This window comes from Streptomyces actuosus, from assembly GCF_016921115.1.
Classification (GTDB): Bacteria; Actinomycetota; Actinomycetes; order Streptomycetales; family Streptomycetaceae; genus Streptomyces; species Streptomyces actuosus_A.
The window spans coordinates 25,453-48,494 of record NZ_JAFFZS010000026.1; the positions used below are offsets into that span (position 1 = coordinate 25,453).

At 73.5% G+C, this 23,042-nt stretch carries 21 protein-coding genes; 10 read left to right on the forward strand and 11 right to left on the reverse strand.

Going from position 1 to position 23,042, the window contains the following annotated elements; genetic code table 11:
* Positions 1–135: 135 nt before the first annotated feature.
* The 4 genes from JS756_RS25940 (at position 136) to JS756_RS25955 (ending at position 4,729) form a co-directional block, all read left to right on the forward strand.
* Positions 136–1,086 (forward strand): cytochrome c oxidase assembly protein, encoded by a 951-nt coding sequence (locus JS756_RS25940; protein ID WP_205385620.1) that lies wholly within the window; start codon positions 136–138, stop codon positions 1,084–1,086.
* A 133-nt stretch (positions 1,087–1,219) separates the two neighbouring features.
* A complete protein-coding gene (locus tag JS756_RS25945; RefSeq protein ID WP_307791076.1) occupies positions 1,220–2,632 on the forward strand; it encodes a DUF6777 domain-containing protein in 1,413 nt (470 codons plus the stop codon).
* Positions 2,633–2,661: 29 nt separating this feature from the next.
* The gene (locus JS756_RS25950) at positions 2,662–4,545 is read left to right on the forward strand and encodes a serine/threonine-protein kinase (RefSeq protein WP_205385622.1); all 1,884 of its coding nucleotides are present in this window, start codon (positions 2,662–2,664) and stop codon (positions 4,543–4,545) included.
* Positions 4,546–4,558: 13 nt separating this feature from the next.
* Positions 4,559–4,729 (forward strand): hypothetical protein, encoded by a 171-nt coding sequence (locus JS756_RS25955; RefSeq protein WP_205385623.1) that lies wholly within the window; start codon positions 4,559–4,561, stop codon positions 4,727–4,729.
* Between the two features lie 6 nt (positions 4,730–4,735).
* On the opposite strand, the gene JS756_RS25960 is transcribed toward JS756_RS25955, so the two are convergent.
* From JS756_RS25960 to JS756_RS25975, 4 genes are read right to left on the reverse strand one after another with little or no spacing between them, the layout of a single operon-like run.
* On the reverse strand, positions 4,736–5,941 hold the full coding sequence (locus tag JS756_RS25960) for a sensor histidine kinase (protein ID WP_205385624.1): 1,206 nt from the start codon (positions 5,939–5,941) through the stop codon (positions 4,736–4,738).
* Positions 5,938–7,653: a sodium/solute symporter gene (locus tag JS756_RS25965; RefSeq protein ID WP_205385625.1), complete on the reverse strand. Its 1,716-nt coding sequence runs from the start codon at positions 7,651–7,653 to the stop codon at positions 5,938–5,940. The genes JS756_RS25960 and JS756_RS25965 overlap by 4 nt, the downstream gene beginning before the upstream one ends.
* Before the next feature lie 16 nt (positions 7,654–7,669).
* The gene (locus JS756_RS25970; protein ID WP_205385626.1) at positions 7,670–8,029 is read right to left on the reverse strand and encodes a hypothetical protein; all 360 of its coding nucleotides are present in this window, start codon (positions 8,027–8,029) and stop codon (positions 7,670–7,672) included.
* Positions 8,030–8,031: 2 nt separating this feature from the next.
* Positions 8,032–8,781, reverse strand: a complete 750-nt coding sequence (locus JS756_RS25975; protein WP_205385627.1) for a LytR/AlgR family response regulator transcription factor — start codon at positions 8,779–8,781, stop codon at positions 8,032–8,034.
* Positions 8,782–8,869: 88 nt separating this feature from the next.
* Here JS756_RS25975 and JS756_RS25980 point away from each other — a divergent pair, with 88 nt between their 5' ends.
* The 6 genes from JS756_RS25980 to JS756_RS26005 all read left to right on the forward strand — a co-directional run bounded on the left by JS756_RS25980 (position 8,870) and on the right by JS756_RS26005 (position 16,597).
* Complete coding sequence (locus JS756_RS25980) at positions 8,870–9,373, forward strand: Lrp/AsnC family transcriptional regulator (protein WP_205385628.1); 504 nt, start codon at positions 8,870–8,872, stop codon at positions 9,371–9,373.
* 120 nt (positions 9,374–9,493) lie between these two features.
* Positions 9,494–10,315 (forward strand): dimethylargininase, encoded by an 822-nt coding sequence (ddaH, locus tag JS756_RS25985; RefSeq protein WP_205385629.1) that lies wholly within the window; start codon positions 9,494–9,496, stop codon positions 10,313–10,315.
* Positions 10,312–11,538, forward strand: a complete 1,227-nt coding sequence (gene rocD, locus JS756_RS25990) for an ornithine--oxo-acid transaminase (RefSeq protein WP_205385630.1) — start codon at positions 10,312–10,314, stop codon at positions 11,536–11,538. The genes ddaH and rocD overlap by 4 nt, the downstream gene beginning before the upstream one ends.
* 409 nt (positions 11,539–11,947) lie before the next feature.
* Positions 11,948–14,392 carry a SpoIIE family protein phosphatase gene (locus JS756_RS25995; RefSeq protein WP_205385631.1) on the forward strand — a complete coding sequence of 815 codons (2,445 nt, stop codon included), beginning with the start codon at positions 11,948–11,950 and terminating at the stop codon, positions 14,390–14,392.
* Between the two features lie 70 nt (positions 14,393–14,462).
* A complete protein-coding gene (locus JS756_RS26000) occupies positions 14,463–15,692 on the forward strand; it encodes a PP2C family protein-serine/threonine phosphatase (protein WP_205385632.1) in 1,230 nt (409 codons plus the stop codon).
* A gap of 185 nt (positions 15,693–15,877) precedes the next feature.
* Positions 15,878–16,597 carry a lysophospholipid acyltransferase family protein gene (locus tag JS756_RS26005; RefSeq protein ID WP_205385633.1) on the forward strand — a complete coding sequence of 240 codons (720 nt, stop codon included), beginning with the start codon at positions 15,878–15,880 and terminating at the stop codon, positions 16,595–16,597.
* A 64-nt stretch (positions 16,598–16,661) separates the two neighbouring features.
* On the opposite strand, the gene JS756_RS26010 is transcribed toward JS756_RS26005, so the two are convergent.
* From JS756_RS26010 to JS756_RS26040, 7 genes are all read right to left on the reverse strand, one after another.
* On the reverse strand, positions 16,662–18,257 hold the full coding sequence (locus JS756_RS26010) for an alpha/beta hydrolase (protein WP_205385634.1): 1,596 nt from the start codon (positions 18,255–18,257) through the stop codon (positions 16,662–16,664).
* 110 nt (positions 18,258–18,367) lie between these two features.
* On the reverse strand, positions 18,368–19,159 hold the full coding sequence (locus JS756_RS26015; RefSeq protein WP_205385635.1) for an urease accessory protein UreD: 792 nt from the start codon (positions 19,157–19,159) through the stop codon (positions 18,368–18,370).
* Entirely contained in the window at positions 19,147–19,824 is a 678-nt protein-coding gene (ureG, locus tag JS756_RS26020; protein ID WP_205385636.1) for an urease accessory protein UreG, read from the reverse strand. The genes JS756_RS26015 and ureG overlap by 13 nt, the downstream gene beginning before the upstream one ends.
* 100 nt (positions 19,825–19,924) lie before the next feature.
* Positions 19,925–20,599 (reverse strand): urease accessory protein UreF, encoded by a 675-nt coding sequence (locus JS756_RS26025; protein ID WP_205385637.1) that lies wholly within the window; start codon positions 20,597–20,599, stop codon positions 19,925–19,927.
* A gap of 20 nt (positions 20,600–20,619) precedes the next feature.
* Complete coding sequence (locus JS756_RS26030) at positions 20,620–22,341, reverse strand: urease subunit alpha (RefSeq protein ID WP_205385638.1); 1,722 nt, start codon at positions 22,339–22,341, stop codon at positions 20,620–20,622.
* Positions 22,334–22,645, reverse strand: a complete 312-nt coding sequence (locus JS756_RS26035) for an urease subunit beta (RefSeq protein WP_205385639.1) — start codon at positions 22,643–22,645, stop codon at positions 22,334–22,336. The genes JS756_RS26030 and JS756_RS26035 overlap by 8 nt, the downstream gene beginning before the upstream one ends.
* 11 nt (positions 22,646–22,656) lie before the next feature.
* Positions 22,657–22,959, reverse strand: coding sequence for an urease subunit gamma (locus JS756_RS26040; protein WP_205385640.1), 303 nt, complete (start codon positions 22,957–22,959; stop codon positions 22,657–22,659).
* Between the last annotated feature and the right edge of the window lie 83 nt (positions 22,960–23,042).

Here is a 23,042-nt window from a genome sequence, read left to right on the forward strand (position 1 = left end):
CCGCATGTCCGACCACGCCCCGGACCCCGCCCCCGGGGCCGATCGCCCCTGCCCCCGGTCACGAGCGTGACCGGGGGCAGTTCTAGTCTTGGTCCGGACACACAGCACAACCCCCCACGAATCAGGAGCCGGCGGATGGATCACAGCGGGCACGGCATGACCATGGATCTGCCGCCGTTCACGCTCGGGCGGGCTCTGGGCTTCTCGGCGGACCCGTTCTTCCTGGTGGCCTGCCTCCTCGGACTGGCCCTCTACGGCTGGGGCGTCGTGCGGCTGAGGCGGCGCGGGGACAGCTGGCCCGTGGGGCGGACCGTGTCGTACGTCATCGGTGTGCTCACCATCTGGCTGATGATGTGCACCAGGCTGAACGACTACGGGATGGCCATGTTCAGCGTGCACATGGTGCAGCACATGGTGATCAGCATGCTCTCCCCGATCCTGATCCTGCTCGGCGCCCCGGTCACGCTGGCGCTGCGGGCCCTGCCGGTGGCCGGGCGCGGGCGGAAGGGGCCGCGCGAGCTGCTGCTGGCGCTGCTGCACAGCCGCTACATGCGGGTCGTCACGCACCCGCTGTTCACGATCCCGATGTTCATCGCGAGCCTGTACGGGCTGTACTTCACGCCGCTGTTCGACCTGCTGATGGGCTCGCGCGCCGGGCACGTCGCGATGATGGTGCACTTCCTCGCCGTCGGCGTGGTGTTCTTCTGGCCGATCATCGGCGTCGACCCAGGCCCGCACCGGCCGGGCCACCTCATGCGGATGCTGGAGCTGTTCGCGGGCATGCCGTTCCACGCGTTCTTCGGGATCGCCCTGATGATGGCGTCGACGGTGATGGTCGAGACCTTCGACAACCCCCCGGCCTCGCTCGGCATCGACGCCCTCTCCGACCAGAACGCGGCCGGCGGCATCGCCTGGGCGTTCAGCGAGGTGCCGTCGGTGCTCGTGCTGATCGCCCTGCTGTTCCAGTGGTACCGCTCCGAGCAGCGGCAGGCCCGGCGCTCCGACCGGGCCGCCGACCGCGACGGCGACAAGGAACTCCAGGCGTACAACGCCTATTTGGCCTCATTGAACGCGCGCGGGCAGTGAAAGGCTTTTCCATTCAGTAGCATGAAGCGCAATGCGGGAACCGCCGGGGGGAGCGGGGATGACATTGCGTGCGGTCCGGACCACGATATTGGTCTGCATTCTGATGCTGAGCGGGTGCGATCGGGTCGATCCCGTGTCCGCGGTGAAAGCCGTGGCCTCCGGTGTGCCCTCTCTCGCGCCCTTCTTCGACGAGAACGACAAACTGGGCCGGGACGCCGGCGTGCGGGCGCGCCCCGCGCCCGGAGGCACCCTGCAGCAGGGGGACACGCCCGGTCTCTACGGCGGCAGCAGGCAGCCCACGGCCTGCGACGTCGACAGACTCGAACGGTTCCTCACCGATCCCGCCCAGCGCCGCAAGGCGCAGGTGTGGGCAGCGGTCCTGGGAATCCGGACAGGCGAGATCCCGGAATATCTGGACCGGCTCACTCCCGTCCTCCTGCGCCACGACACTCTCGTGAAGAACCACGACTACAAGCAGGGAAAAGCCGTCCCCTTCGACTCCCTTCTCCAGGCCGGAATCGCCGTGCTCGTCGACCGGCAGGGACTTCCGGCCGTGAAGTGTTCGTGCGGAAATCCGCTGCGCCCCTTCGCCGGTGACACCGGACGGATATCCGTTCGTTTCACGGACGGCAACAGGAAATGGCGGGACTACGATCCCTCCTCGGTGGTCGCCGTGCGGCCGGCCCCGCACCAGCTGGAGCGCCTGGCTCTCGTCGACGTCGACGAGCCGGACCGCGGCATCGAGCGGCCGGTGGGATCGACGGGCGAGGACGACTCGGCGTTCGACACGCGGCAGCGCCGTGCCGTGCCGGACGTGACCGGGACCACGTTCGGTCGCGCCGGCCGCGAACTGACGGATGCGGGGCTGGCCGTGGCCTGGGCAGGCCGCGAGCCGCCGTCCGACTCCACGCGGGTCACAGGGTCCGACCCCCCGGCGGGGACCTCCCTGCGGTTCGGGGAGTACGTCACCCTGAGCGTGGTCCCGTCGGACGACGCCTCCACCTCCCCTCCCCCGGCCGGTTCGTGGCCCCCCGAAACCGGGACGGGCAGCCCCCGCTCACCGGACCCGGGAACGGACAGCCCCGACTCGCCGGACCCCGGCACGACCGACCCCGGCACACCCGGCCCCGACTCGCCGGGCCCGGGAACGGACAGCCCCGGCTCACCGGGGCCGGGAAGCGGGTCGCCGTCGGAAGGATCGCCGGGTTCGACCCCTCCGACGAGCCCCCCGTCGCCGACTCCGCCCACGGCCCTGCCCACGGCCTTCGGCTCCACCCCCGGCCAGCCGACGGCGTCCCCTGCGCCGCCCCCGTCCGGCGGTCCGCCGGAGCCGGGTCCACCCCCCGCGGGCCGGTCTCCGGAGCGGACGGCCACCGTCACCGGCGGCCCGGCGCGCGGGAGGGGCTCTGCCCCGCCGGGTGACGGCAGCGGCCCGGAGCGCACCGGCGGAACGTCGGGGCCGGGCTCCGGGCCCGCGCAGCCCCCTCCGGACTCCACCGGAGCCGGGGGGACGGCCGTCCCCACCGGTCCCGCCCCACGGCCGTAGCACCCGCCGCAGACACCGGAGGTCACCGGATGCCCCCAGGATCACCGACATCGGGAGTGGGCCGGCTCGTCGCCGACCGGTATCTGCTGCTGAACCGGCTCGGCAGCGGCGGGATGGGTCATGTCTGGCTCGCCCACGACCGGAGACTTGCCTGCGACGTCGCGCTGAAGGAGATCGCGTTCCGGGACCCGGACGAGGCGGGGGCCGAGCGGGAGGAGCGCGTCGCGCGGGCCCGGGCGGAGGCCCGGCACGCGGCGGGGCTCCGCGGTCACCCGCACGTGGTGACCGTGCACGACGTGCTGGAGCACGAGGGGCTTCCGTGGATCGTCATGGAGTACGTCCCCGGTGCCGTCGATCTGCGGGAGCTGGTCGCCCGGCACGGGCCGCTCTCCCCGGCCGAGTGCGCCCGCGTCGGACTGGCCGTGCTGGACGCCCTCACCGCGGGCCACGAGCGGGGCGTGCTGCACCGGGACGTGAAACCCGCGAACATCCTGCTCGCCCCCGAACGCACCGGCGCGCCCCACGGCCGGGTCCTGCTCGCCGACTACGGCATCTCCCTGCAGCCCGACACCGGGGAGACCCGCTACACGATGAGCTCGATGCTCGTCGGCACAGCCGGGTACCTGGCGCCCGAGCGGGCCACCGGCGGGCCGCCCACCCCCGCCGCGGACCTGTTCTCCCTGGGCTGCACCCTCTACTACGGTGTCGAGGGCTGCGGACCGTTCGAGCGCGCGTCGCACCTGGCGGAGATCACGGCGGTCGTCACCCAGGAGCCGCGCCCGGCGGTGCGGGCCGGCGCGCTGGGCCCGGTCCTGACCGCGTTCCTCACCAAGGACCCGGCGCAGCGGATCGGCGCGGCGGAGGCGGAGGCCGCGCTGGCGCTGATCGTGGCGCCGCAGCCGCAGCCGGAGCCGTACGCCCGGACGGCGACGGACCTCGGCTCGCAGCCGCACTGGAGCGCGCCCGGGCCGCCGTCGCCGCCGCCTCCCGGACCGGCGCCCGGGCCACCGCCACCCTCTCCCGGACCGGCGCCCGGACCGGCGCCCGGGCCACCGTCCCCGCGGGGTTCCGGGCCGCGCCCGGCCCGGAGGCGGGGGCGCGTTCGGCAGGCCGTCCTGGCCGTCCTCGCCGGTCTGCTCGGCTCGGCGCTCGTGCTGGGCGGTACCTGGTACGCCCTGACGCACCAGGTACCCGGCGGGCCGGTCGGGCCGTACGGCGACGTCGTGGGGCTCACCGCGCCGCTGCGGGACGGCGACTGCGTGCTGGCCTCCTGGAGCGGCGGGGTCCGGTTCACCGGGACGCCCCGGCTGACGCTGGACCCCACCTGCCGGGACAAGGCGCCCGACGGGCAGGTGATGGCGTTCGTCGCCGCCGGGACGGCCGCGGAGGCGCGCAGGCTGGGGCCGCAGCGGTGCGAGGAGCGGACCCGGGGGGTGCGGGAGGGGCTTGCGGACGTGCGCAGTGTCGCCGTCGTGCCCACCGCCGAGGGCTTCGTGGCCTCCGGGCGGCGGACCGCGTGCCTGTTGCTGGGCGCCCACGGGCCGGTCTACGGCCCGCTGGGCGGGCACCGCAGGCTGGGCTCCGCCTTCACCGAGGTCGAGACGATGCAACGGCGGGACTGCCTGGAGACACGGTCCGGGCGGGGCGCCCGGCTGGTGTCCTGCGCGGGCGCGCACGACGAGATGGTGCTCGGGTTCACCCGGATGGGGGATGCGATGACGTTCGCGCGGGCCCGTACCGCGTCGGACGACGCATGTGCGCGGGACGTGCCGCCGGCCGACTACGGATTCGACCCTTCCGTCTACGGGTCGGGGTCCTGGACCAGCGAGGGCCCGTGGAAGTCCGGGACGCATTTCGCCGTCTGCACGGTGCGGAGGCAGAACGGGGGCACCATGGAGGGAGACGAGCCATGAGGAGGGTGTCGCGATGCCCGGACCCACGCCCGGTTCCACCAAGACCATGGGAGCGCTCACCATCGGAGGGCTCGTCGTCGTGACGGCCTACACGGTGGCCCTGGGCAGCAACGGCTGGCTGTGGTTCGGCTGGGTCGTGCTGGGATTGATCACCCTGGGGATGATCGCCACGCGCAACGCCTGACCCGGCTCACGTCCCGGTGGGCCGGCCGGCGGAGTGCACGCCCGGCTGGTACTTCGGCACCCGGGCGGTGATCTTCATGCCCGCGCCGGGGGCGGTCTCGATGACGAGGCCGTGGTCGTCGCCGTACACCTGGCGCAGCCGGTCGTCGACGTTGGACAGGCCGATGCCGCCGGACGGACTGACCTCTCCGGCGAGGATGCGGCGCAGGAGGACGGGGTCCATGCCGGTGCCGTCGTCCTCGATGACGACGAGGGCCTCGGCGCCCGCGTCCTGCGCGGTGATCTGGATGCGGCAGTCGTCCGTGCGGCCTTCGAGGCCGTGCTTCACCGCGTTCTCGACGAGCGGTTGGAGGCAGAGGAAGGGCAGCGCGACGGGCAGCACCTCGGGGGCGACCTGCAGGGTGACCGACAGCCGGTCCCCGAAGCGGGCCCGGACCAGCGCCAGATAGTGGTCGATGGCGTGGAGCTCGTCGGCGAGGGTGGTGAAGTCGCCGTGCCTGCGGAACGAGTAGCGGGTGAAGTCGGCGAACTCCAACAGGAGTTCGCGGGCACGCTCGGGGTCGGTGCGGACGAACGACGCGATCACCGCGAGGGAGTTGAAGATGAAGTGCGGGGAGATCTGGGCGCGCAGAGCCCTGATCTCGGCCTCGATCAGGCGGGTGCGGGAGGCGTCCAGATCGGCGAGCTCCAGCTGTACGGAGACCCAGCGGGCCACCTCGCCCGCGGCCCGGACCAGTACCGCCGACTCGCGGGGCGCGCAGGCGACCAGCGCACCGTGCACGCGGTCGTCGACGGTGAGCGGGGCGACCACCGCCCAGCGCACCGGGCAGTCGGGGGTGTGGCAGCCCAGCGGGAAGGCCTCGCCGCGGCCGGTCGCCAGGGGGCCCGCCAGCCGTTCCATGACCTCCGCGCGGTGATGGGCGCCCGCCCCGTCCCAGACCAGCACCTGCCGGTCGTCGGCCAGGCACAGGGCGTCCGTGCCGAGGAGTGAGCGCAGCCGGCGGGCCGACCTGCGGGCCGTCTCCTCGGTCAGGCCCGCCCGCAGCGGCGGCGCGGCGAGCGAGGCGGTGTGCAGGGTCTCGAAGGTGGCGTGCTCCACCGGCGTGCCCAGTCCGCCGAGACCGGTGGGGCGAGCGGTGCGCCGGCCGAGCCAGAACCCGGAGGCGAGCAGGGGAAGCGCCGCGATCAGCAGTCCGGCGAGGAAGCCGCTCACGCCGTCGTCACCTCCGTGTGCAGTTCCTCCGGCAGATGGAAGCGGGCCAGGATCGCCGCGGTGCCCACCGGGACGCGGCCCGGGGTGGCGAGGGACACCAGCACCATGGTGAGGAAGCCCAGGGGGACCGACCAGAGAGCCGGCCAGGCGAGCAGGGCGTGCGCCGTGCCCGTGCCGGGGAAGCCGGCCATGGTCGCGGCGACCGCGGCGAACGCCGACCCGCCGCCGATCAGCATGCCGGCCGCCGCGCCCGGCGGGGTGAGTCTGCGCCACCAGATGCCGAGGACGAGCAGCGGGCAGAACGAGGAGGCGGACACCGCGAAGGCCAGGCCGACGGCGTCGGCCACGGGCAGCCCGCCGACCAGGGCGCTCGCCCCGAGCGGCACGGCCATGGCGATCAGCGTGCCGAGGCGGAAGTGCCGGACGCCGCGCGAGGGCAGGACGTCCTGGGTGAGGACGCCGGCCACGGCCAGGGTGAGCCCGGAGGCGGTGGACAGGAACGCCGCGAAGGCGCCCCCGGCCACCAGCGCGCCGAGCAGGTCTCCGCCGACGCCGCCGATCATCCGGCCCGGCAGCAGCAGGACGGCGGCGTCGGCGTCGCCGGTGAGGGTGAGTTCGGGGGCGTAGAGGCGGCCGAGGGCACCGTAGACGGGCGGGAGCAGGTAGAAGGCGCCGATCAGGGCGAGGACGGCGACCGTGGTGCGGCGGGCGGCGACACCGTGCGGGCTGGTGTAGAAGCGGACGACGACATGGGGCAGGCCCATGGTGCCGAGGAAGGTGGCGAGGATCAGCCCGTAGGTGGCGTACAGCGGGCGTTCGCCGCGGCTCTCGGCGTGCGAGGGGGTGAGGGCGTCACCCGGGGCGCGGTGGGCGGCGGGGACGGGGGTGCCCGGGGCGAAGGTGAGCCGGGTGCCGTGCTCGATGCGGTGGGTTCCGGCGGGCAGGGTGAGCCGGGTGTCCTGGTGGGGGCGGCCGTCCACGGTGCCGTCGACGGTGACGGTGAGCGGGTGGTCCAGTTTCAGGTCCAGGCGGTCGCCGACGCGGACCGTGCGCTGGTCACGGAATGCGGCCGGTTCCTCGAAGGCGTGCCGCGGGGATCCGTCGGCGTGCCAGGCGGCGGCCAGGAAGAGGACCGGGACGAGCAGGGCGGTGAGCTTGAGCCAGTACTGGAAGGCCTGGACGAAGGTGATGCTGCGCATGCCGCCCGCGGCGACCGTCGCGGTGACCACGGCGGCGACGATCACTCCGCCGAGCCAGTCCGGCGCGCCGGTCAGGACCGTCAGGGTCAGCCCGGCGCCCTGGAGTTGGGGCAGCAGGTAGAGCCAGCCGACGCCGACGACGAAGGTGCCCGCGAGCCGCCGTACCGGGCGCGAGGCGAGCCGGGCCTCGGCGAAGTCGGGGAGGGTGTAGGCGCCGGAGCGGCGCAGCGGGGCGGCGACGAAGAGCAGCAGGACGAGGTATCCGGCGGTGTAGCCGACCGGGTACCAGAGCATGTCGGGTCCCTGGGCGAGGAGCAGGCCGGCGATGCCGAGGAAGGAGGCGGCGGAGAGGTACTCGCCGCTGATGGCGGCGGCGTTGAGGCGGGGGCCGACGGTGCGGGAGGCGACGTAGAAGTCGGAGGTCGTCCGGGACATCCGCAGGCCGAAGGCGCCGACCAGGACGGTCGCCACGACGACGAGGGCGACGGCGGGTACGGCGTAGCCGGGGTTCATCGTTCCTCGGTGGGGCTCATCTGTCCTCGACCAGGCGTACGAGGTCCCGCTCGTTGCGCTCGGCGCGGCGGACGTACCAGCGGCCCAGCAGGACCAGCGGGGTGTAGAGGCAGAAGCCGAGGACCGCCCATTCCAGGCGGCGGGTGCCGGGCATGGCCGCGAACAGCAGCGGCAGCGGGCCGACGAGCAGCCCGAGGACGGCGAGGACGGTGAGGGCGGCGCGCAGTTGGGTGCGCATCAGGGAGCGGACGTAGGTGTGGCCGAGGGTGGTCTGCTCGTCGATCTCGGTGCGCGGGCGGTGCGGCCCGAGGGTGCCGCGGGTGTGCCGGGGCGGGCCGGTGACGACGACGCGGCGCTCGGTGCGGTCCTGCGGCACGGTCAGGTCCTCCTCATCAGCAGGTCCCGCAGTTCGCGCGCGTGGCGGCGGCTGACCTGGAGCTCCTCGCCGCCGACGACGACGCTGACGGTGCCGGCGTCCAGGCGGAGCTCCCCGATGTGGCGCAGGGCGACGAGGTGGCGGCGGTGGATGCGGACGAAGCCGCGGGCGCGCCACCGCTCCTCCAGGGTGGACAGCGGGATGCGGACGAGGTGGCTGCCCTTGTCGGTGTGCAGGCGGGCGTAGTCGCCCCGCGCCTCGACATGGGTGATGTCGTCGACGGCGACGAAGCGGGTCACTCCGCCGAGTTCGACCGGGATGTGGTCGGGGTCGGGTTCGTGCACGGGGATGCGGGACGCGGTGCCGCGCAGTTCGGCGGCGCGCCGGACGGCCTCGGCGAGTCGCTCCTTGCGGACGGGTTTGAGGAGGTAGTCGACGGCCTTGAGGTCGAAGGCCTGCACGGCGAAGTCCTCGTGTGCGGTGACGAACACGACGAGCGGCGGGTGGGCGAACCCGGTGAGCAGCCGGGCCAGGTCGAGGCCGTCCAGGCCGGGCATCTGGATGTCGAGGAAGACGACGTCGACGGCGTCGGGCCCGCCGGGGCCGGACTCCAGGGCCCGGTTGATGCGGCGCAGGGCCGCGGTGGCGTCGCCGGCGCCTTCCACGCCGGCGATCCGCGGGTCGGCGCTCAGCAGGTAGAGGAGTTCCTCCAGCGAGGGGAGTTCGTCGTCGACGGCGAGGGCGCGCAGCATGAACGGTGAGTGTAGGAGCAATCAGCGGCGCTGGACATGCGCGTACCGCTGCCGTTCCCGCAGGATGCGCGCTGGATACAGTGCCCGCATGAACAGCAGGACCGCCCCGTTCGACGAGCTCGACCGGAAGATCATCACTGCCCTGATGGCGAACGCCCGCACGAGCTTCGCCGAGATCGGCACGGCGATCGGACTCTCCTCGACCGCCGTGAAACGGCGTGTGGACCGGTTGCGGGACACGGGCGTGATCACCGGGTTCACCGCGACGGTGCGGCCGTCGGCGCTGGGTTGGCGCACGGAGGCGTACGTCGAGGTGTACTGCGAGGGGGCGGCGCCGCCGCGGCGGCTGGCGGAGGTGGTGCGCAACCATCCGGAGATCACCGCTGCGATGACGGTGACCGGTGGTGCCGACGCGCTGCTGCACGTGCGGGCGCGGGACGTGGACCACTTCGAGGAGGTGCTGGAGCGGATCCGTACCGTGCCGTTCATCCGGAAGACGATCAGCGTGATGGTGCTGTCCCATCTCATCCCGGAGAGTCCGGAGGCGGGCGCGAGCCAGCCCGCGCCGCAGAGCGCAGCAGACGTGCGCTGAGCAGCGGCAAGACGCAGCGTTGATGCACGAACACGCAGCCATTGTTCCTTGTCGCTCGTCTCGGTCACTTCCTACCTTTGTGTCAATCCCATCGACATCAGGAAGCGGAGGCAACCCTCTGTGACCGACAGCCGTGTGCCGCGCCGACGGCGCTTCCTCGTCTGCGAACCCAGACATTTCGGCGTGCAGTACGCGATCAACCCCTGGATGCATCCCGACACCCCCGTCGACGTCGACCTCGCCCAGGAGCAGTGGCAGGCTCTGATCCGCGCCTACCGGGCCCATGGCCACGACGTCGCCGCGGTGGCGCCGGTGCCCGGCCTGCCCGACATGGTGTTCGCCGCCAACTCGGCGGTCGTGGTCGCGGGACGGGTCTTCGGCTCGCTGTTCCACGCACCCGAGCGGCGTCCGGAGTCGGCGCACTACGAGACGTGGTTCAAGGCGGCGGGCTACGACGTGTACCGGCCCGAGAACGTCTGCGAGGGCGAGGGGGACCTGGTCTGGACGGGCCGCTACGTGCTGGCCGGAACCGGATTCCGCACGACCCGCGAGGCGCATCGGGAGGCGCAGGAGTTCTTCGGTCACCCGGTGGTCAGCCTGGCCCTGGTGGACCCCCGCTTCTACCACCTGGACACGGCCCTGTTCGTGCTGGAGGACGAGGGCGAGGGCAACATCGCCTACTACCCGGAGGCGTTCTCCCCGGGCAGCCGGGAGGTCCTGGAGCGGCTGTACCCGGACGCGGTGCTCGCCACCCGTGAGGACGCGCTCGCCTTCGGGCTGAACTCCGTCTCCGACGGCCGCCACGTCTTCATCGCGCCGCAGGCCGAGGCGCTGGCCGCCCGTCTCGACGCCCACGGCTACGTCCCCGTCCCCGTCGACCTGTCCGAGTTCCTCAAGGCCGGCGGCGGCATCAAGTGCTGCACCCAGGAGATCCGCTCATGACCGCACCCGCCCGTGCCCGCTCTTCCGCCGACCTGATCCGTGCGGAGGAGCCGGTCCTCGCACACAACTACCACCCGCTGCCCGTGGTCGTGGCGCGTGCCGAGGGCACCTGGGTCGAGGACGTCGAGGGCCGCCGGTACCTCGACATGCTGGCCGGCTACTCGGCGCTGAACTTCGGCCACCGGCATCCCGTGCTGATCGAGGCAGCCCACCGGCAGCTGGACCGGCTCACGCTCACCTCGCGCGCGTTCCACAACGACCAGCTGGCGGAGTTCGCCGAGCGGCTGGTCGCCCTGACCGGCCTGGACATGATGCTGCCGATGAACACGGGCGCGGAGGCCGTGGAGAGCGGCATCAAGGTGGCCCGCAAGTGGGCGTACGACGTGAAGGGCGTGCCCGCCGACCGGGCGACGATCGTGGTCGCGGCCGAGAACTTCCACGGCCGGACGACGACGATCGTCAGCTTCTCCACCGACGAGACGGCACGGGCCGGCTTCGGCCCCTTCACCCCCGGGTTCCGGATCGTGCCGTACAACGACCTGGCGGCGCTGGAGGCGGCGGTCGACGAGTCCACGGCCGCGGTGCTCCTGGAGCCGATCCAGGGCGAGGCCGGCGTGATCATCCCGGACGACGGCTACCTGGCCGGCGTCCGCGAGCTGACCCGCCGGACGGGCTGCCTGCTGATCGCGGACGAGATCCAGTCGGGGCTGGGCCGTACCGGCCGCACCCTCGCCGTGGAGCACGAGGGGGTCGTGCCGGACGTCCTGCTGCTCGGCAAGGCGCTCGGCGGCGGCATCGTGCCGGTCTCCGCGGTGGTCGCGCGCCGCGAGGTGCTGTCCGTGCTGCATCCGGGCGAGCACGGGTCGACCTTCGGCGGCAACCCGCTGGCCGCCGCAGTGGGGTCGGCCGTGGTGGGGCTGTTGGAGTCGGGTGAGTACCAGCGCCGGGCCACGGAACTGGGCGTGGTGCTGCGCGGTGGGCTGAAGTCCCTGGTCGGCCGGGGTGTCGTCGACTTCCGCGCCCGCGGGCTGTGGGCGGGCGTCGACATCGACCCGGCCATCGGCACCGGCCGCGAGATCAGCGAGCGCCTGATGCGCGAGGGCGTCCTGGTCAAGGACACCCACGGCTCGACCATCCGGCTGGCCCCGCCGCTGACCATCACCGGGGCGGAGCTGGAGTCGGCGCTGGAGACCCTGGAGAAGGTGCTGGCGCGGGGGGTCTGACAGGCACCGGCGCGAGGCGCGGGTGCGGTGCCCCGGTCGGCGCGGGGGCCGCTCCGCCGGCCGGGCGGACGAAGCGCCGCTGCCCCGCGCCTGCGCTCTCGCGCACCGCTTCCCGCACCCGGCCCCCGTCCCCGGTCCTCAGGGCGTCGTCGCGGCGGCGTCCGGGGGACCGGAGACGGGGCTTCTCTGCGTTTCGACGCCCCCGCGCCGCCCCTCGCACCCGGCGTCCGGTGCCCGGGGAGGCCCCGCCGCAGGGCGTTGCCGGGCGGCTTCGTCCCCTCCCGTGGTCGCGGCCGGACCCGGGCCGCAGTGGATGCGGGCCGGTGGACGCCACCCGCGCTCCGGATCGCGCGGGGTGAAGACGGGGACAAGTGGTGGTAGACCACTCTCAGCGACAGAGAGGTCCACCGTGGGCGCTTTCGAGGAGCAGAACGCGGTCCACCGACGGTTCGACGTGGCGCACGCCGCGCCCCTGCTGCTGGACGAACGGGGCGTGGTGGCCGCGTGGACCGGGGACGCCGGGCGCCTGCTCGGATACGGGGCGGCCGAGGCGGTCGGCCTGGCCTTCGCCGGCCTGCTGGTGGACACGGACGCGGAACGGTTCCCGGAACTGGTCGGGCGGTGCCGCTCGGACGGCGGCTGGGCCGGGCTGCTCACCGCGCGCCGCCGGGACGGCGGCGCGCTGCGCGTGATGGCGAGGATCACCCCGGCACTGGAGGGCGGCGGCCCCGCCCGCTGCCTCGTACTGCTGTCGGAGACGGGCGGCGCGCCCGGCTGGGCCATGAGCCGCCCGGTGCTGGAGCAGATGGTGGCCGGATCCCCGGTCGGCATCGCGGTCGTCGACACGGACCTGCGGTACGTGTGGTCCAACGAGGCCCTGACCCGCTTCGGCGGCGGATCGCCCGATCAGCGGCTGGGGCGCCGTCTGCGGGATGTGCAACCCGGCCTGGACGCCGAAGGGATCGAGGCGCAGATGCGCCGGGTGCTGGCGAGCGGCGAACCGGTCGTCGGTTACGAACACCTGGGGCGGGTGCGGTCCGCGCCGCGCCGGGAGACCGCGCACATGATGTCGTTCACCCGGCTCGACGACGATCACGGCCGGCCGATGGGGGTCTACTACACCGTCGCCGACGTCACCGACCGGTACCGCGCCCGCTGCCGGCTCGCCCTGCTGGACCGGGCCGGCGAGCAGCTCGGCCGCACCCTGGACGTCACGCGCACCGCGCAGGAGCTGGCCGAGGTGGCCGTGCCCGCGTTCGCGGACTTCGTCGCCGTCGACCTGCTGGACTGCGTGCTGCGCGGCGCGGAGGCCTCGGGCCCCGCGGAGACGGTGCCGCTGCGCCGGGCGGGCCAGCAGTCGGTGCACCCTGAGGTGCCCGAGGCGATGGTCGGCGTCGGCGAGGTGGCGTCCTACCTGCCGGACTCCCCGCCGGTCCGCGCCCTGGTCTCGGGGCGGTCCTGGCGGAAGGAGCGGCTGGAACCGCGGGACCGGAGGTGGGCGACGCACCTACCCGTCGGCCGGGAGGCGACCTTCCTTCAGCTGGGCCTGCACAGCGTGATGATCGTGCCGATCCGGGCGCGGGGCGTGACGCTGGGCGTGGCCACGTTCTTCCGGCGCCGCCGCCAGGAACCCTTCGACGAGGAGGACCTGGATCTCGCGGAGGACCTGGTCGCGCGCGCCGCGGTCTGCATGGACAACGCCCGCCGCTACACCCGTGAGCGGGACGCCGCCCTGGTCCTCCAGCGCAACCTCCTGCCCCACCGGCTGCCCGAGCTGGAGGCGGTGGAGGCTGCCGCCTGCTACCGGCCGGCCGACGAGCTGATCGGCCTGGGCGGCGACTGGTACGACCTGATCCCGTTGTCGGGGGCGCGGGTCGCCCTGGTGGTGGGCGAGGTGCCGGGCCACGGCATCGGCGCCGCGGCGGCGATGGGCCGACTGCGGACGGCCGTACGCACGCTGGCCGCGCTCGATCTGCCGCCCGAGGAGGTGCTGGCGCACCTCGACGACCTGGTCTCCAGCACGGCCTGGGAGGAGGGCATGCGGCCGGACGCCGAGGGCGCCGACGCCCAGGCCGTCGGATCGTGCTGTGTGTACGTCGTCTACGACCCGGTCGACGGGCGGTGCAGCATGGCCGCGGCGGGTCACCCGGCGCCCGCACTGATCGGGCCCGACGGCGCGGTGACGTTCGTGGAGCTGCCCCAGGGCCCGACCCTGGGCGCGGGCGGTCCGCCGTTCGAGTCGGTCGAGCTGGACCTGGTGGAGGGAAGCACGCTGGCCCTGCACACCGACGGGCTGCTGGCGCGCGGTGAGCAGTGGGCCGTGGACGCGGATCGGGAGCGGCTGGGGCGGGCGCTGGGACGCCGGGCGGACTCGCTGGAGCAGCGCTGCCGGGCCGTCGTCGAGGGCCTGGTGCCGTCGCGCCCGCACGACGACGTGGCACTGCTGATGGCCCGCACCCGGCGGCTGGGCGCGCACCAGGTCGCCACCTGGGAGCTGGCGCACGATCCCGCCGTGGTCGCCGACGCCCGCAGGACCGCGGTGCGGCAACTGGCCGAGTGGGGGCTGGACGAGCTGGCGTCCACCACGGAGCTGGTCGTCAGCGAGCTGGTCACCAACGCCGTCCGGTACACCGGCGGCCCGATCCGGCTCCGGCTGATCCGGGAGCGGAGCCTGGTCTGCGAGGTCTTCGACGCCGGCGCCACCGCACCCCATCTGCGCCATCCACGTGCCAACGACGAGGGCGGGCGCGGGCTGCTGCTGGTCTCGCAGTTCACCCAGCGCTGGGGCACGCGTTTCGTCCCCGACGGGAAGATCCTCTGGGCCGAGCAGGCACTGACGGATGCCGGGCCGTGACCGTCCCCCGCATCCGACACATCCGACCACCTGGCAAAATGATACAAACACGGCGGATAGGGCATGGGTCATGAGTGATACGTCGATCGACTACCGGGCGGTGTTCCAGGCCCTGCCGGGCATGGTGGCGGTCCTGACGCCCGACCTGGTGTTCACCGACGCCAACGAGGACTTCCTGCGCACCACCGGCCGCCGCCGCGAGCAGGTCGTCGGCCACCACCTCTTCGACGTCTTCCCGGACAACCCCAACGACCCGTCGGCCACCGGCAGACGCAACCTGCAGGCGTCCCTGTACAGGGTGCTGGCCACCGGCGAACGCGACACCATGGCCCTTCAGCGCTACGACCTCGAACACCCCGAGAGCCCGGGCCACTGGGAGGAGCGCTACTGGAGCCCGGTCAACGCCCCGGTCCGCGGGCCGGACGGCAAGGTTCTGCTGCTGGTGCACCGGGTGGAGGAGGTCACCGAGCTGATCCGGGCCCGCGGCAGACCGGGCGCGGGCCGGCCGCGGCTCCTGGAGGCCGAACTGTACACACGCGCCCGCGAGCTCCAGGACCTCAACGAGCGCCTGCGCCGGGCCCACGCCCGCGAGCGCGAGGTGGCGCTGGCCCTGCAGGAGGCGATGCTGCCGACCCGGCGGCAGGTGCGCCACCGGCGGACCGCGGTGCGCTACCGGCCGGCGGTCGGCGCGCTCAACGTGTGCGGGGACTGGTACGACCTGGTCGACCTGGTCGACGGCAACCGTCTCGGCGTGTCGGTCGGCGACGTGGTCGGGCACGGCCTGGAGGCCTCCTGCGTCATGGGCCAGCTGCGCAGCGCGCTCAGCGCCGCGTCCCGGGTCGCCGCGGGCCCCGCGCAGGCCCTGGACGTGGTGGGCCGCTACGCGCACGTCGTCGACGGCGCCGAGTCGGCGACCGCGGTCACCACGTTCATCGACTTCGACGACCGCACCATCGCCTACAGCAGCGCCGGACACCCGCCGCCGCTGCTGGTGCAGGCCGACGGCCGGGTGGAGTTCCTCGACCAGGCGACCGACACGCCGCTGGACGCCCACCCGAACCCGATGCCCCGCATCGAGGCCACCACCGGCTACGGCGAGGGCGCCACGCTCGCGCTGTACACCGACGGGCTGATCGAGCGCCGGCGCGAGGACATCGACGTCGGCCTGGACCGTCTGGCCGACTCCCTGCGCCGCCACCGGTCGACCGATCCCGAGGTCCTCGCCGACGCGGTGCTGGCGGAACTGCTGCCGCCCGGCGGTGCGACCGACGACACGGCGCTGGTGATCGTGCGGCTGTGACCCGTGGGAGAGATCGCGCCAGGCTGGGCTGCCGGGGTTGATGACGCCCCGTGGGGAGCGGTTGGCTGGTGCCGCAGCCATCCCCGACTGCGCCGACTCCCCCTACACTGGCACCCCATGACAGGCCGGTTGACCTGCGAGGACGCGGCGGCTCTGCCGATCCGCCCGAGTGAGGAGCGACCCCCTTGTTCTACTACCTGCTGAAGTACGTTCTCCTGGGACCGCTGCTGCGACTGCTCTTCCGCCCCCGGATCGAGGGGCTGGACCGTGTGCCCGAGTCGGGACCGGCCATCGTGGCGGGCAACCATCTGTCGTTCTCCGACCACTTCCTGATGCCGGCCATACTCAAACGCCGCATCACCTTCCTCGCGAAAGCGGAGTACTTCACCGGCTCGGGCATCAAGGGCCGGCTGGTCGCGGCGTTCTTCCGCAGCGCCGGGCAGATCCCCGTGGACCGCTCCGGGAAGGACGCCGGGCGCGCGGCCATCCGCGAGGGGCTCGGGGTGCTGCGCAAGGGTGAGCTGCTCGGCATCTATCCGGAGGGCACGCGCTCGCACGACGGCCGTCTGTACAAGGGCAAGGTCGGTGTCGCGGTGATGGCGCTGAAGGCGCAGGTCCCCGTCGTCCCCTGCGCGATGATCGGCACGTTCGAGGCGCAGCCGCCCGGCAAGGTGGTCCCGAACCTGCGCCCCGTCGTCATCCGCTTCGGCAAGCCCCTCGACTTCTCCCGTTACGCCGGGATGGAGAACGAGAAGGCGATTCTGCGGGCCGTCACCGACGAGATCATGTACGCGATCCTGTCGCTGTCCGAGCAGGAGTACGTCGACCAGTACGCGGCCGACGTCAAGGCCGAACTGGCGGCCGAGGAGAAGGAGCGCCGGTTCCCGCGGATGCCGATGAGCTGAGTCACCGGCGGGCGGGGGCGGGCGGGATGCCCCCGCCCGCCCCCGGTGGTGCGGTGCCGTGCCCCTACGGCTGGGGGGTGGCGTGCGGCGCGCAGATCACGTCTGCGCCGTCGAGCGCGCCGGTGAGCAGGTAGGCGTCGACCCGGTTGTTGATGCAGGGGTTGACCAGGCCGGTCACGCCGTGGGAGCCCGCGTCCCGCTCGGTGATCAGGCGGGAGCCCGTGAAGCGCCGATGGAGTTCGACGGCACCGGCGTAGGGAGTGGCGGCGTCGCGGGTGGACTGCACGAGCAGCACCGGCGGAAGCCCCGGGCGGGAGCGCACGTCGACCGGGTTGCGCTGCTTGGCCGGCCAGGTGGCGCACGGCAGGTTCATCCAGGCGTTGGCCCAGGTCATGAACGGGTGGTCCCGGTGCAGCCGGGTGGTGTCGCGGTCCCAGGTGTTCCAGTCGGTGGGCCACTTCGCGTCGGTGCACTCGACGGCCGTGTACACGGCGTTGCCGTTCTCGGCGGAGATGTTCCCCGCGGTGTCCGACGGGTCGGGGGCGGCGGCGTCCACGAGGGCCTGGGTGTCACCGGCGGCGTACTTGCCGAACACCGTGGCGGTCCGCCCCCACGCCGAGTCGTAGTACGGGGCGCTCTGGAAGAAGGAGATCAGCTCGGCCGGGCCGACGACCCCGCCGATGGGGCTCTTCTCGGCGGTGGCGCGCAGCTCCAGCCACGCGGCCTGGACGGCGTCGCGGGTGGCGCCGAGGTGGTAGGTTGCGTCGTTGCGGGCGACCCAGTCCTCCCAGTCCTTCCAGCGGCCCTCGAAGGCGACGTCCTGATCGAGGTTGGCCCGGTACCAGATCTTCTCCCGCGAGGGGTTGACGACGCTGTCGACGACCATGCGCCGGACGTGGCCCGGGAAGAGCGTTCCGTAGACCGCGCCGAGGTAGGTGCCGTAGGAGACGCCCAGGTAGTTGAGCTTCCTCTCGCCGAGGGCGGCACGGATGACGTCGAGGTCGCGCGCGGAGTTCGGCGTCGTCATGTGCGGCAGCATCTCGCCGCTGCGTGCGGCGCAGCCCTCGGCGTAGCTGCGGGCGAGCACCCGCTGGGCGAGCTTGTCGTCCTCGGAGCGGGGCACCGGGTCGGGCTTGGGCGCCTTGACGAACTCCTGCGGGTCGACGCAGGAGATGGGCGCGGAGTGGCCGACGCCGCGGGGGTCGAAGCCCACGAAGTCGTACGCCCGGGAGATGCGGGCCCACACGGGGTTCTCGGTGGTGACCCGGCGCGGGAAGTACAGGCCGGAGCCGCCGGGCCCGCCCGGGTTGTAGACGAGGGCGCCCTGGTGCTCCTCCTCGGTCCCGGTGCTCCCGATGCGGTCGACGGCCAGTCTGATCTGCTTGCCGAAGGGCCTGGTGTAGTCGAGCGGCACGCTGACCCAGCCGCACTGGACGGGCGCGGGCAGGCTCCATTCGGCCGGGCAGGCCTGCCAGTCGATGCCGGCCCCCGCGGCCCGCGTCGCGGCGATCACGGCGCCGCGCGCCTCACGGTCCAGGCCGGTGCGCCCACTCGCGCTCGCGGTGGGCGCGGCGACCGCGCCGGCTATGAGCGTTCCGGCGACGAGCACACCGGCCGAACCGAGCGCCGCCGTAAGCCTCTTCGGGCTACTGTCCCTCAAGTCGCTTCTCCCCGTACCTAGTTGTGACAGGTAAGGGGATCCTTGCCGCTGCGGGTCGGCTGTGGACAGCCCCGGCGATCCTTCTTTGCCAATCCGATAACCGGAGACGATCACCCGTTCATCGGACGTCGGTCCAGCGCCGCGAGGGCCTCGTCCAAGGCCCTCCGCAGCCGCAGCCCGTCCGCCGCCACGGCGCTGACCAGCGCGGCGGGACCGGCCAGCGGGACGACGGCACAGGCGTCGCCGATGCGCCGGGGAGTGACCGGGCGCTCCTGGAACTCGGGCCTGACGAGCACCAGTTGGCCCACGGCCCGGTGCCCGGCCAGCACGGCGGGTCCGTCCCAGCCGCCCGGCGCGCCCGGCCCGCACGCCAGCTCCTGGTCGAGGACGACGCGCCCGCCGACCCGCACGGCCAGACGGCTGGAGAGACGCCCGGTTTCCTCACCGGCGCGGCCGAGCACCTGTTCCTCGCGCAGCACCAGCCGGCCCGTGGCCGCGACGTCGGCCTCGGTGCGGACGCGCAGATCGCTCCCGCGGGCGGAGATGAGCGGCTCGGGCAACCAGCTCACCTCCGCCCGGTCGGCGACGTGCACCCGCACGTCGTAGTGCGCCTCGCCCTTGCTCTGCCCCGGCAGGGCGATGGTGGCGGCGGCCGACTGCACGCGCAGCAGGGCGCCTTCCTCCGCATGCGCGTCGACGCCGAACCGGTCCCCGCCGAGGGGCCCGCTCATCGCTCCGACGAGCACGACCCGTGCCTCCGTCCCGCTCCCGCGTGTCCGGCGCAGCGCGAGCGGGCCGTCGCTCTCCAGCACCGGCAGGGACGTGCCGCCCCTGCCGTCCTGCCGGGCGACGATCCGCGCACGGGCCCGCACACCGCCGGGCGTCGTGCTCACGCCGTCCACGCGGCCAGCTGCGCCCGCACCCAGTCGGCGACGTCCGCGACGCCCCGCTCGCTCCTGAGCGACTGCAGGACCACGGGCAGGGCGCCGCGCTGCGCCGCGGCGTCGGCGGCCATGCGACCGAGGTCGGAGCCGACGTGGGGAGCGAGGTCGGTCTTGTTGACGACCAGCAGGTCGGCGGTGGTCACCCCGGGCCCGCCCTTGCGCGGGATGTCGTCCCCGCCGGCCACGTCGATCACGAAGATCTGCGCGTCGACGAGGCCCTTGGAGAAGGTGGCGGTGAGATTGTCCCCGCCGGACTCCACGAGGACGAGGTCCAGCGGCCCGACCTCGTCCTCCAGGTCCTCCACCGCCTCCAGGTTGGCCGAGATGTCGTCCCGGATCGCGGTGTGCGGGCATGCTCCCGTCTCCACCGCGCTGATCCTCTCCGGCGGCAGCACGGCCTCCTTCAGCAGGAACTCCGCGTCCTCCCGCGTGTAGATGTCGTTGGTGACGACGGCCAGCGACCTCTCGTCCCGCAGTGCCCGGCACAGCGCCGCGACAGTCGCCGTCTTCCCGGAACCGACCGGTCCGCCGAGCCCGATCCGCAGAGCCCTCCGACTCCCGTCGGCCCGCCGGGCGTCGGCGCTGACGGCGCCGGGGCCGCCGTGGGTGTGGTCGAGGTGCATGGGAGGTGATCCTTTCCGTAGGTGGGCAGGAGAAGGGAAGGGGCGGGCGCGGAGTGGCGGGGCACGCGCCCGGCGGGGCGGGCGCGGGGGCGGGCGCGCGCTACGACGCGAACAGCCGCACCGCCCATCCCGCGTGCGCCTCCGCCCCGATCTCCAGCAACGGTGCCGACGCCGCGGGCAGCGCACCGGCCCCCTGCTCCAGCGCCCCGGCCGCCGCCTCGACGGCGAGGTCCGCCACGTGGTCGACCTCCGGCGCCAGCCGCGCCAGCACCGCGGTCGCCTCGAAGGGGTCGAGACTCAGCAACCGCACCGTCGCCGTGGCCGCCCCGCTCACGCTCTCGTACGCCGCGCAGTGCGCCGCGTCGTCCCCGCCCAGCCCCGCCGAGCGCGCGGCGACGCCGAGCACCACCGGCTGGTGCGCCCCCTTGGGGAACTCCCCTGCGAGGGCGTCGAGTTCGTCCGACGGCCAGGTGGCGCGCGCGGCTCGCATCAGCTGGCGCCCGAGCCGTCGTGCGGCGAGCCGCAGCGTGGGCGAGGGCGTCCGGGCGTCCGCCGCGGCGTCCAGTTCCACGGCGGGGACGCCGACGGCCGCCGCCGCGGCGAGGGAGGCCGCGACCAGCCCCGTCGTGTGCAACCGCCCCCGGCAGAAGTCCTCCAGGCTCGCCGCCCCGGTGATCCGCCCGGCCTTGACGGCCTCCTCGGCCCCGCCGGAGTGGGCATGCCCGCCGGCGGGGAACCGGCCGTCGGCCAGGACCAGTAGTGCTGCTCGTGACATCGAAAGGACCCGCCCCGGCCTCAGAAGAGGAAGTAGCGTTGCGCCATGGGCAGTTCCACCGCCGGTTCCGTCTCCACCAGCTCGCCGTCGATGTGCACGGCGAAGCTGTCGGGATCGACCCGCACCTCGGGCCGCGCGTCGTTCTGGCGCATGTCGGCCTTGGTGACCCGCCGCGTCGACTCGATGGCGACGAACCGCTTCCCGAGCGGCAGCCGCTCCGGCAGTCCGTCCTCGATCGCGGACGGGGCGATGAAATTGAACGAGTTCGACGCGGGGGCCCGTCCGATCGCCCCGTACATCGGCCGCGGGAGGACGGGCTGCGGGGTCGGGATGGAGGCGTTGGCGTCGCCCATCTGCGCGTAGGCGATCTGCCCGCCCTTGAGGACGAGGTGCGGCTTGACGCCGAAGAACGCCGGTTCCCACAGCACCAGGTCGGCGAGCTTGCCGCTCTCCACGGACCCGATCTCCCGGGCCAGCCCCTGGGCGAGCGCGGGGTTGATCGTGTACTTGGCGACGTAGCGCCGTACGCGCAGGTTGTCCGCCCGCCCGTCGCCGGGCAGCGCCCCCCGGCGCCGCTTCATGACATGCGCGGTCTGCCAGGTCCGCAGGACGACCTCGCCGACCCGCCCCATGGCCTGGGAGTCGGAGGAGATGATGGAGATCGCCCCCAGGTCGTGCAGGATGTCCTCGGCCCCGATCGTCGACGGCCGGATCCGCGACTCGGCGAACGCCAGGTCCTCGGGAACCGTCGGGTTCAGGTGGTGGCACACCATCAGCATGTCGAGGTGTTCCTCGGCGGTGTTGACGGTGAAGGGCCGGGTCGGGTTCGTGGAGCTGGGCAGCACGTGCGCCTGGGAGACGACGGTCATGATGTCCGGCGCGTGCCCGCCGCCCGCGCCCTCGGTGTGGTAGGCGTGGATGCCCCGGCCGGCGATGGCGGCGAGGGTGTCCTGTACGAAACCGGCCTCGTTCAGCGTGTCCGTGTGGATGGCGACCTGGACGCCGGTCCGGTCCGCCACCGTCAGCGCCGCGTCGATGACGGCCGGCGTGGATCCCCAGTCCTCGTGCAGCTTCAGTCCCAGGGCGCCGCCGCGGATCTGGGACAGCATCGCCTCGTGCGAGACGGTGTTGCCCTTGCCCAGGAGGCCGATGTTGAGCGGGTACTGCTCCATCGCCTCGAACATCCGCGCGATGTGCCAGGGGCCGGGGGTCACGGTCGTGGCCTTGGAGCCCTCGGCGGGACCGGTGCCGCCGCCGACGAGGGTGGTGATGCCGGACGCCAGCGCCTCGTCGGCGATCTGCGGGCAGATGAAGTGCACGTGGGCGTCGATCGCGCCGGCGGTCAGGATCCGCCCGTTCCCCGCGACGACCTCCGTCTCCGGGCCGATGACGAGGTCCGGGTGGACCCCGTCCATGGTGTCGGGGTTGCCCGCCTTGCCGATGCCGGTGATGCGTCCGTCGCGGATGCCCACGTCGGCCTTGACGATCCCCCAGTGGTCGATGATCACGGCCCCGGTGACGACCGTGTCGGGGGCGCCCTCTGCGCGGGTGACACGCGACTGCCCCATGGACTCGCGGATGACCTTGCCGCCTCCGAAGACCGCCTCGTCGCCTGCCCGGCCGGGCCCGCCGCTGCGGTCCTCCTCGATCTCGACGAGCAGGTCGGTGTCGGCGAGCCGGATGCGGTCGCCGGTGGTCGGGCCGAACAGGTCGGCGTACGCGGCGCGGGAGACCTCATGCATCGAGGGCACCTCCGGTCAGTCCGCGCAGTCCGGGCACGATGCGGGCGCCGGCCAGCGCGACGAGTTCGACGTCGACGGGGATCCCGGGTTCGAAGCGCACGGCGGTGCCGGCCGCGACGTTCAGCCGCTTGCCGTGCGCCGCGGCGCGGTCGAACTCCAGGCCGGGGTTGGCCTCGGCGAAGTGGTAGTGGGAGCCCACCTGGACGGGCCGGTCGGCGGCGTTGAGCACGGTGAGCCGGGTGACCTCGCGTCCCTCGTTGCAGGTGACGGGGTCGTCGGCGAAGAGGAACTCTCCGGGGATCATCGGGGGCCTCCTCAGACGATCGGATCGTGGACGGTGACGAGCTTGGTGCCGTCCGGGAAGGTCGCCTCGACCTGCACGTCGTGGATCATCTCGGGGACGCCCTCCATGACGTCGTCCCGGGCGAGGAGCGTGCGTCCGGAGGACATCAGCTCGGCGACGGTGCGGCCGTCACGGGCGCCCTCGAGGATGTGCGACGTGATGAGGGCGACCGCCTCGGGGTGGTTGAGCCTCAGTCCGCGGGCCCGGCGCTTCTCGGCCACGTCGGCCGCCACGTGGATCAGCAGCCTCTCCTGCTCGTGCGGGGTCAGTTGCACGTCCCACCTCACATCCTCGCTCCGGACCGTGCGGGGCCCGGTTGCCGCAGCCACCGCGACGGGGACAGGTGTAACACACAGAC

Excerpts from the sequence above, each read along its gene's own strand:
- JS756_RS25950 (WP_205385622.1), top strand. The coding sequence starts at position 2,662 with ATGCCCCCAGGATCACCGACATCGGGAGTGGGCCGGCTCGTCGCCGAC.
- JS756_RS26000 (WP_205385632.1), top strand. The coding sequence starts at position 14,463 with ATGAGTGATACGTCGATCGACTACCGGGCGGTGTTCCAGGCCCTGCCG.
- JS756_RS25965 (WP_205385625.1), bottom strand. The coding sequence starts at position 7,653 with ATGAACCCCGGCTACGCCGTACCCGCCGTCGCCCTCGTCGTCGTGGCG.
- rocD (WP_205385630.1), top strand. The coding sequence starts at position 10,312 with ATGACCGCACCCGCCCGTGCCCGCTCTTCCGCCGACCTGATCCGTGCG.
- JS756_RS26025 (WP_205385637.1), bottom strand. The coding sequence starts at position 20,599 with ATGTCACGAGCAGCACTACTGGTCCTGGCCGACGGCCGGTTCCCCGCC.
- JS756_RS26030 (WP_205385638.1), bottom strand. The coding sequence starts at position 22,341 with ATGCATGAGGTCTCCCGCGCCGCGTACGCCGACCTGTTCGGCCCGACC.
- JS756_RS25940 (WP_205385620.1), top strand. The coding sequence starts at position 136 with ATGGATCACAGCGGGCACGGCATGACCATGGATCTGCCGCCGTTCACG.
- JS756_RS25975 (WP_205385627.1), bottom strand. The coding sequence starts at position 8,781 with ATGCTGCGCGCCCTCGCCGTCGACGACGAACTCCCCTCGCTGGAGGAA.
- JS756_RS26035 (WP_205385639.1), bottom strand. The coding sequence starts at position 22,645 with ATGATCCCCGGAGAGTTCCTCTTCGCCGACGACCCCGTCACCTGCAAC.
- ureG (WP_205385636.1), bottom strand. The coding sequence starts at position 19,824 with ATGCACCTCGACCACACCCACGGCGGCCCCGGCGCCGTCAGCGCCGAC.
- JS756_RS25980 (WP_205385628.1), top strand. The coding sequence starts at position 8,870 with ATGAACAGCAGGACCGCCCCGTTCGACGAGCTCGACCGGAAGATCATC.
- JS756_RS25955 (WP_205385623.1), top strand. The coding sequence starts at position 4,559 with ATGCCCGGACCCACGCCCGGTTCCACCAAGACCATGGGAGCGCTCACC.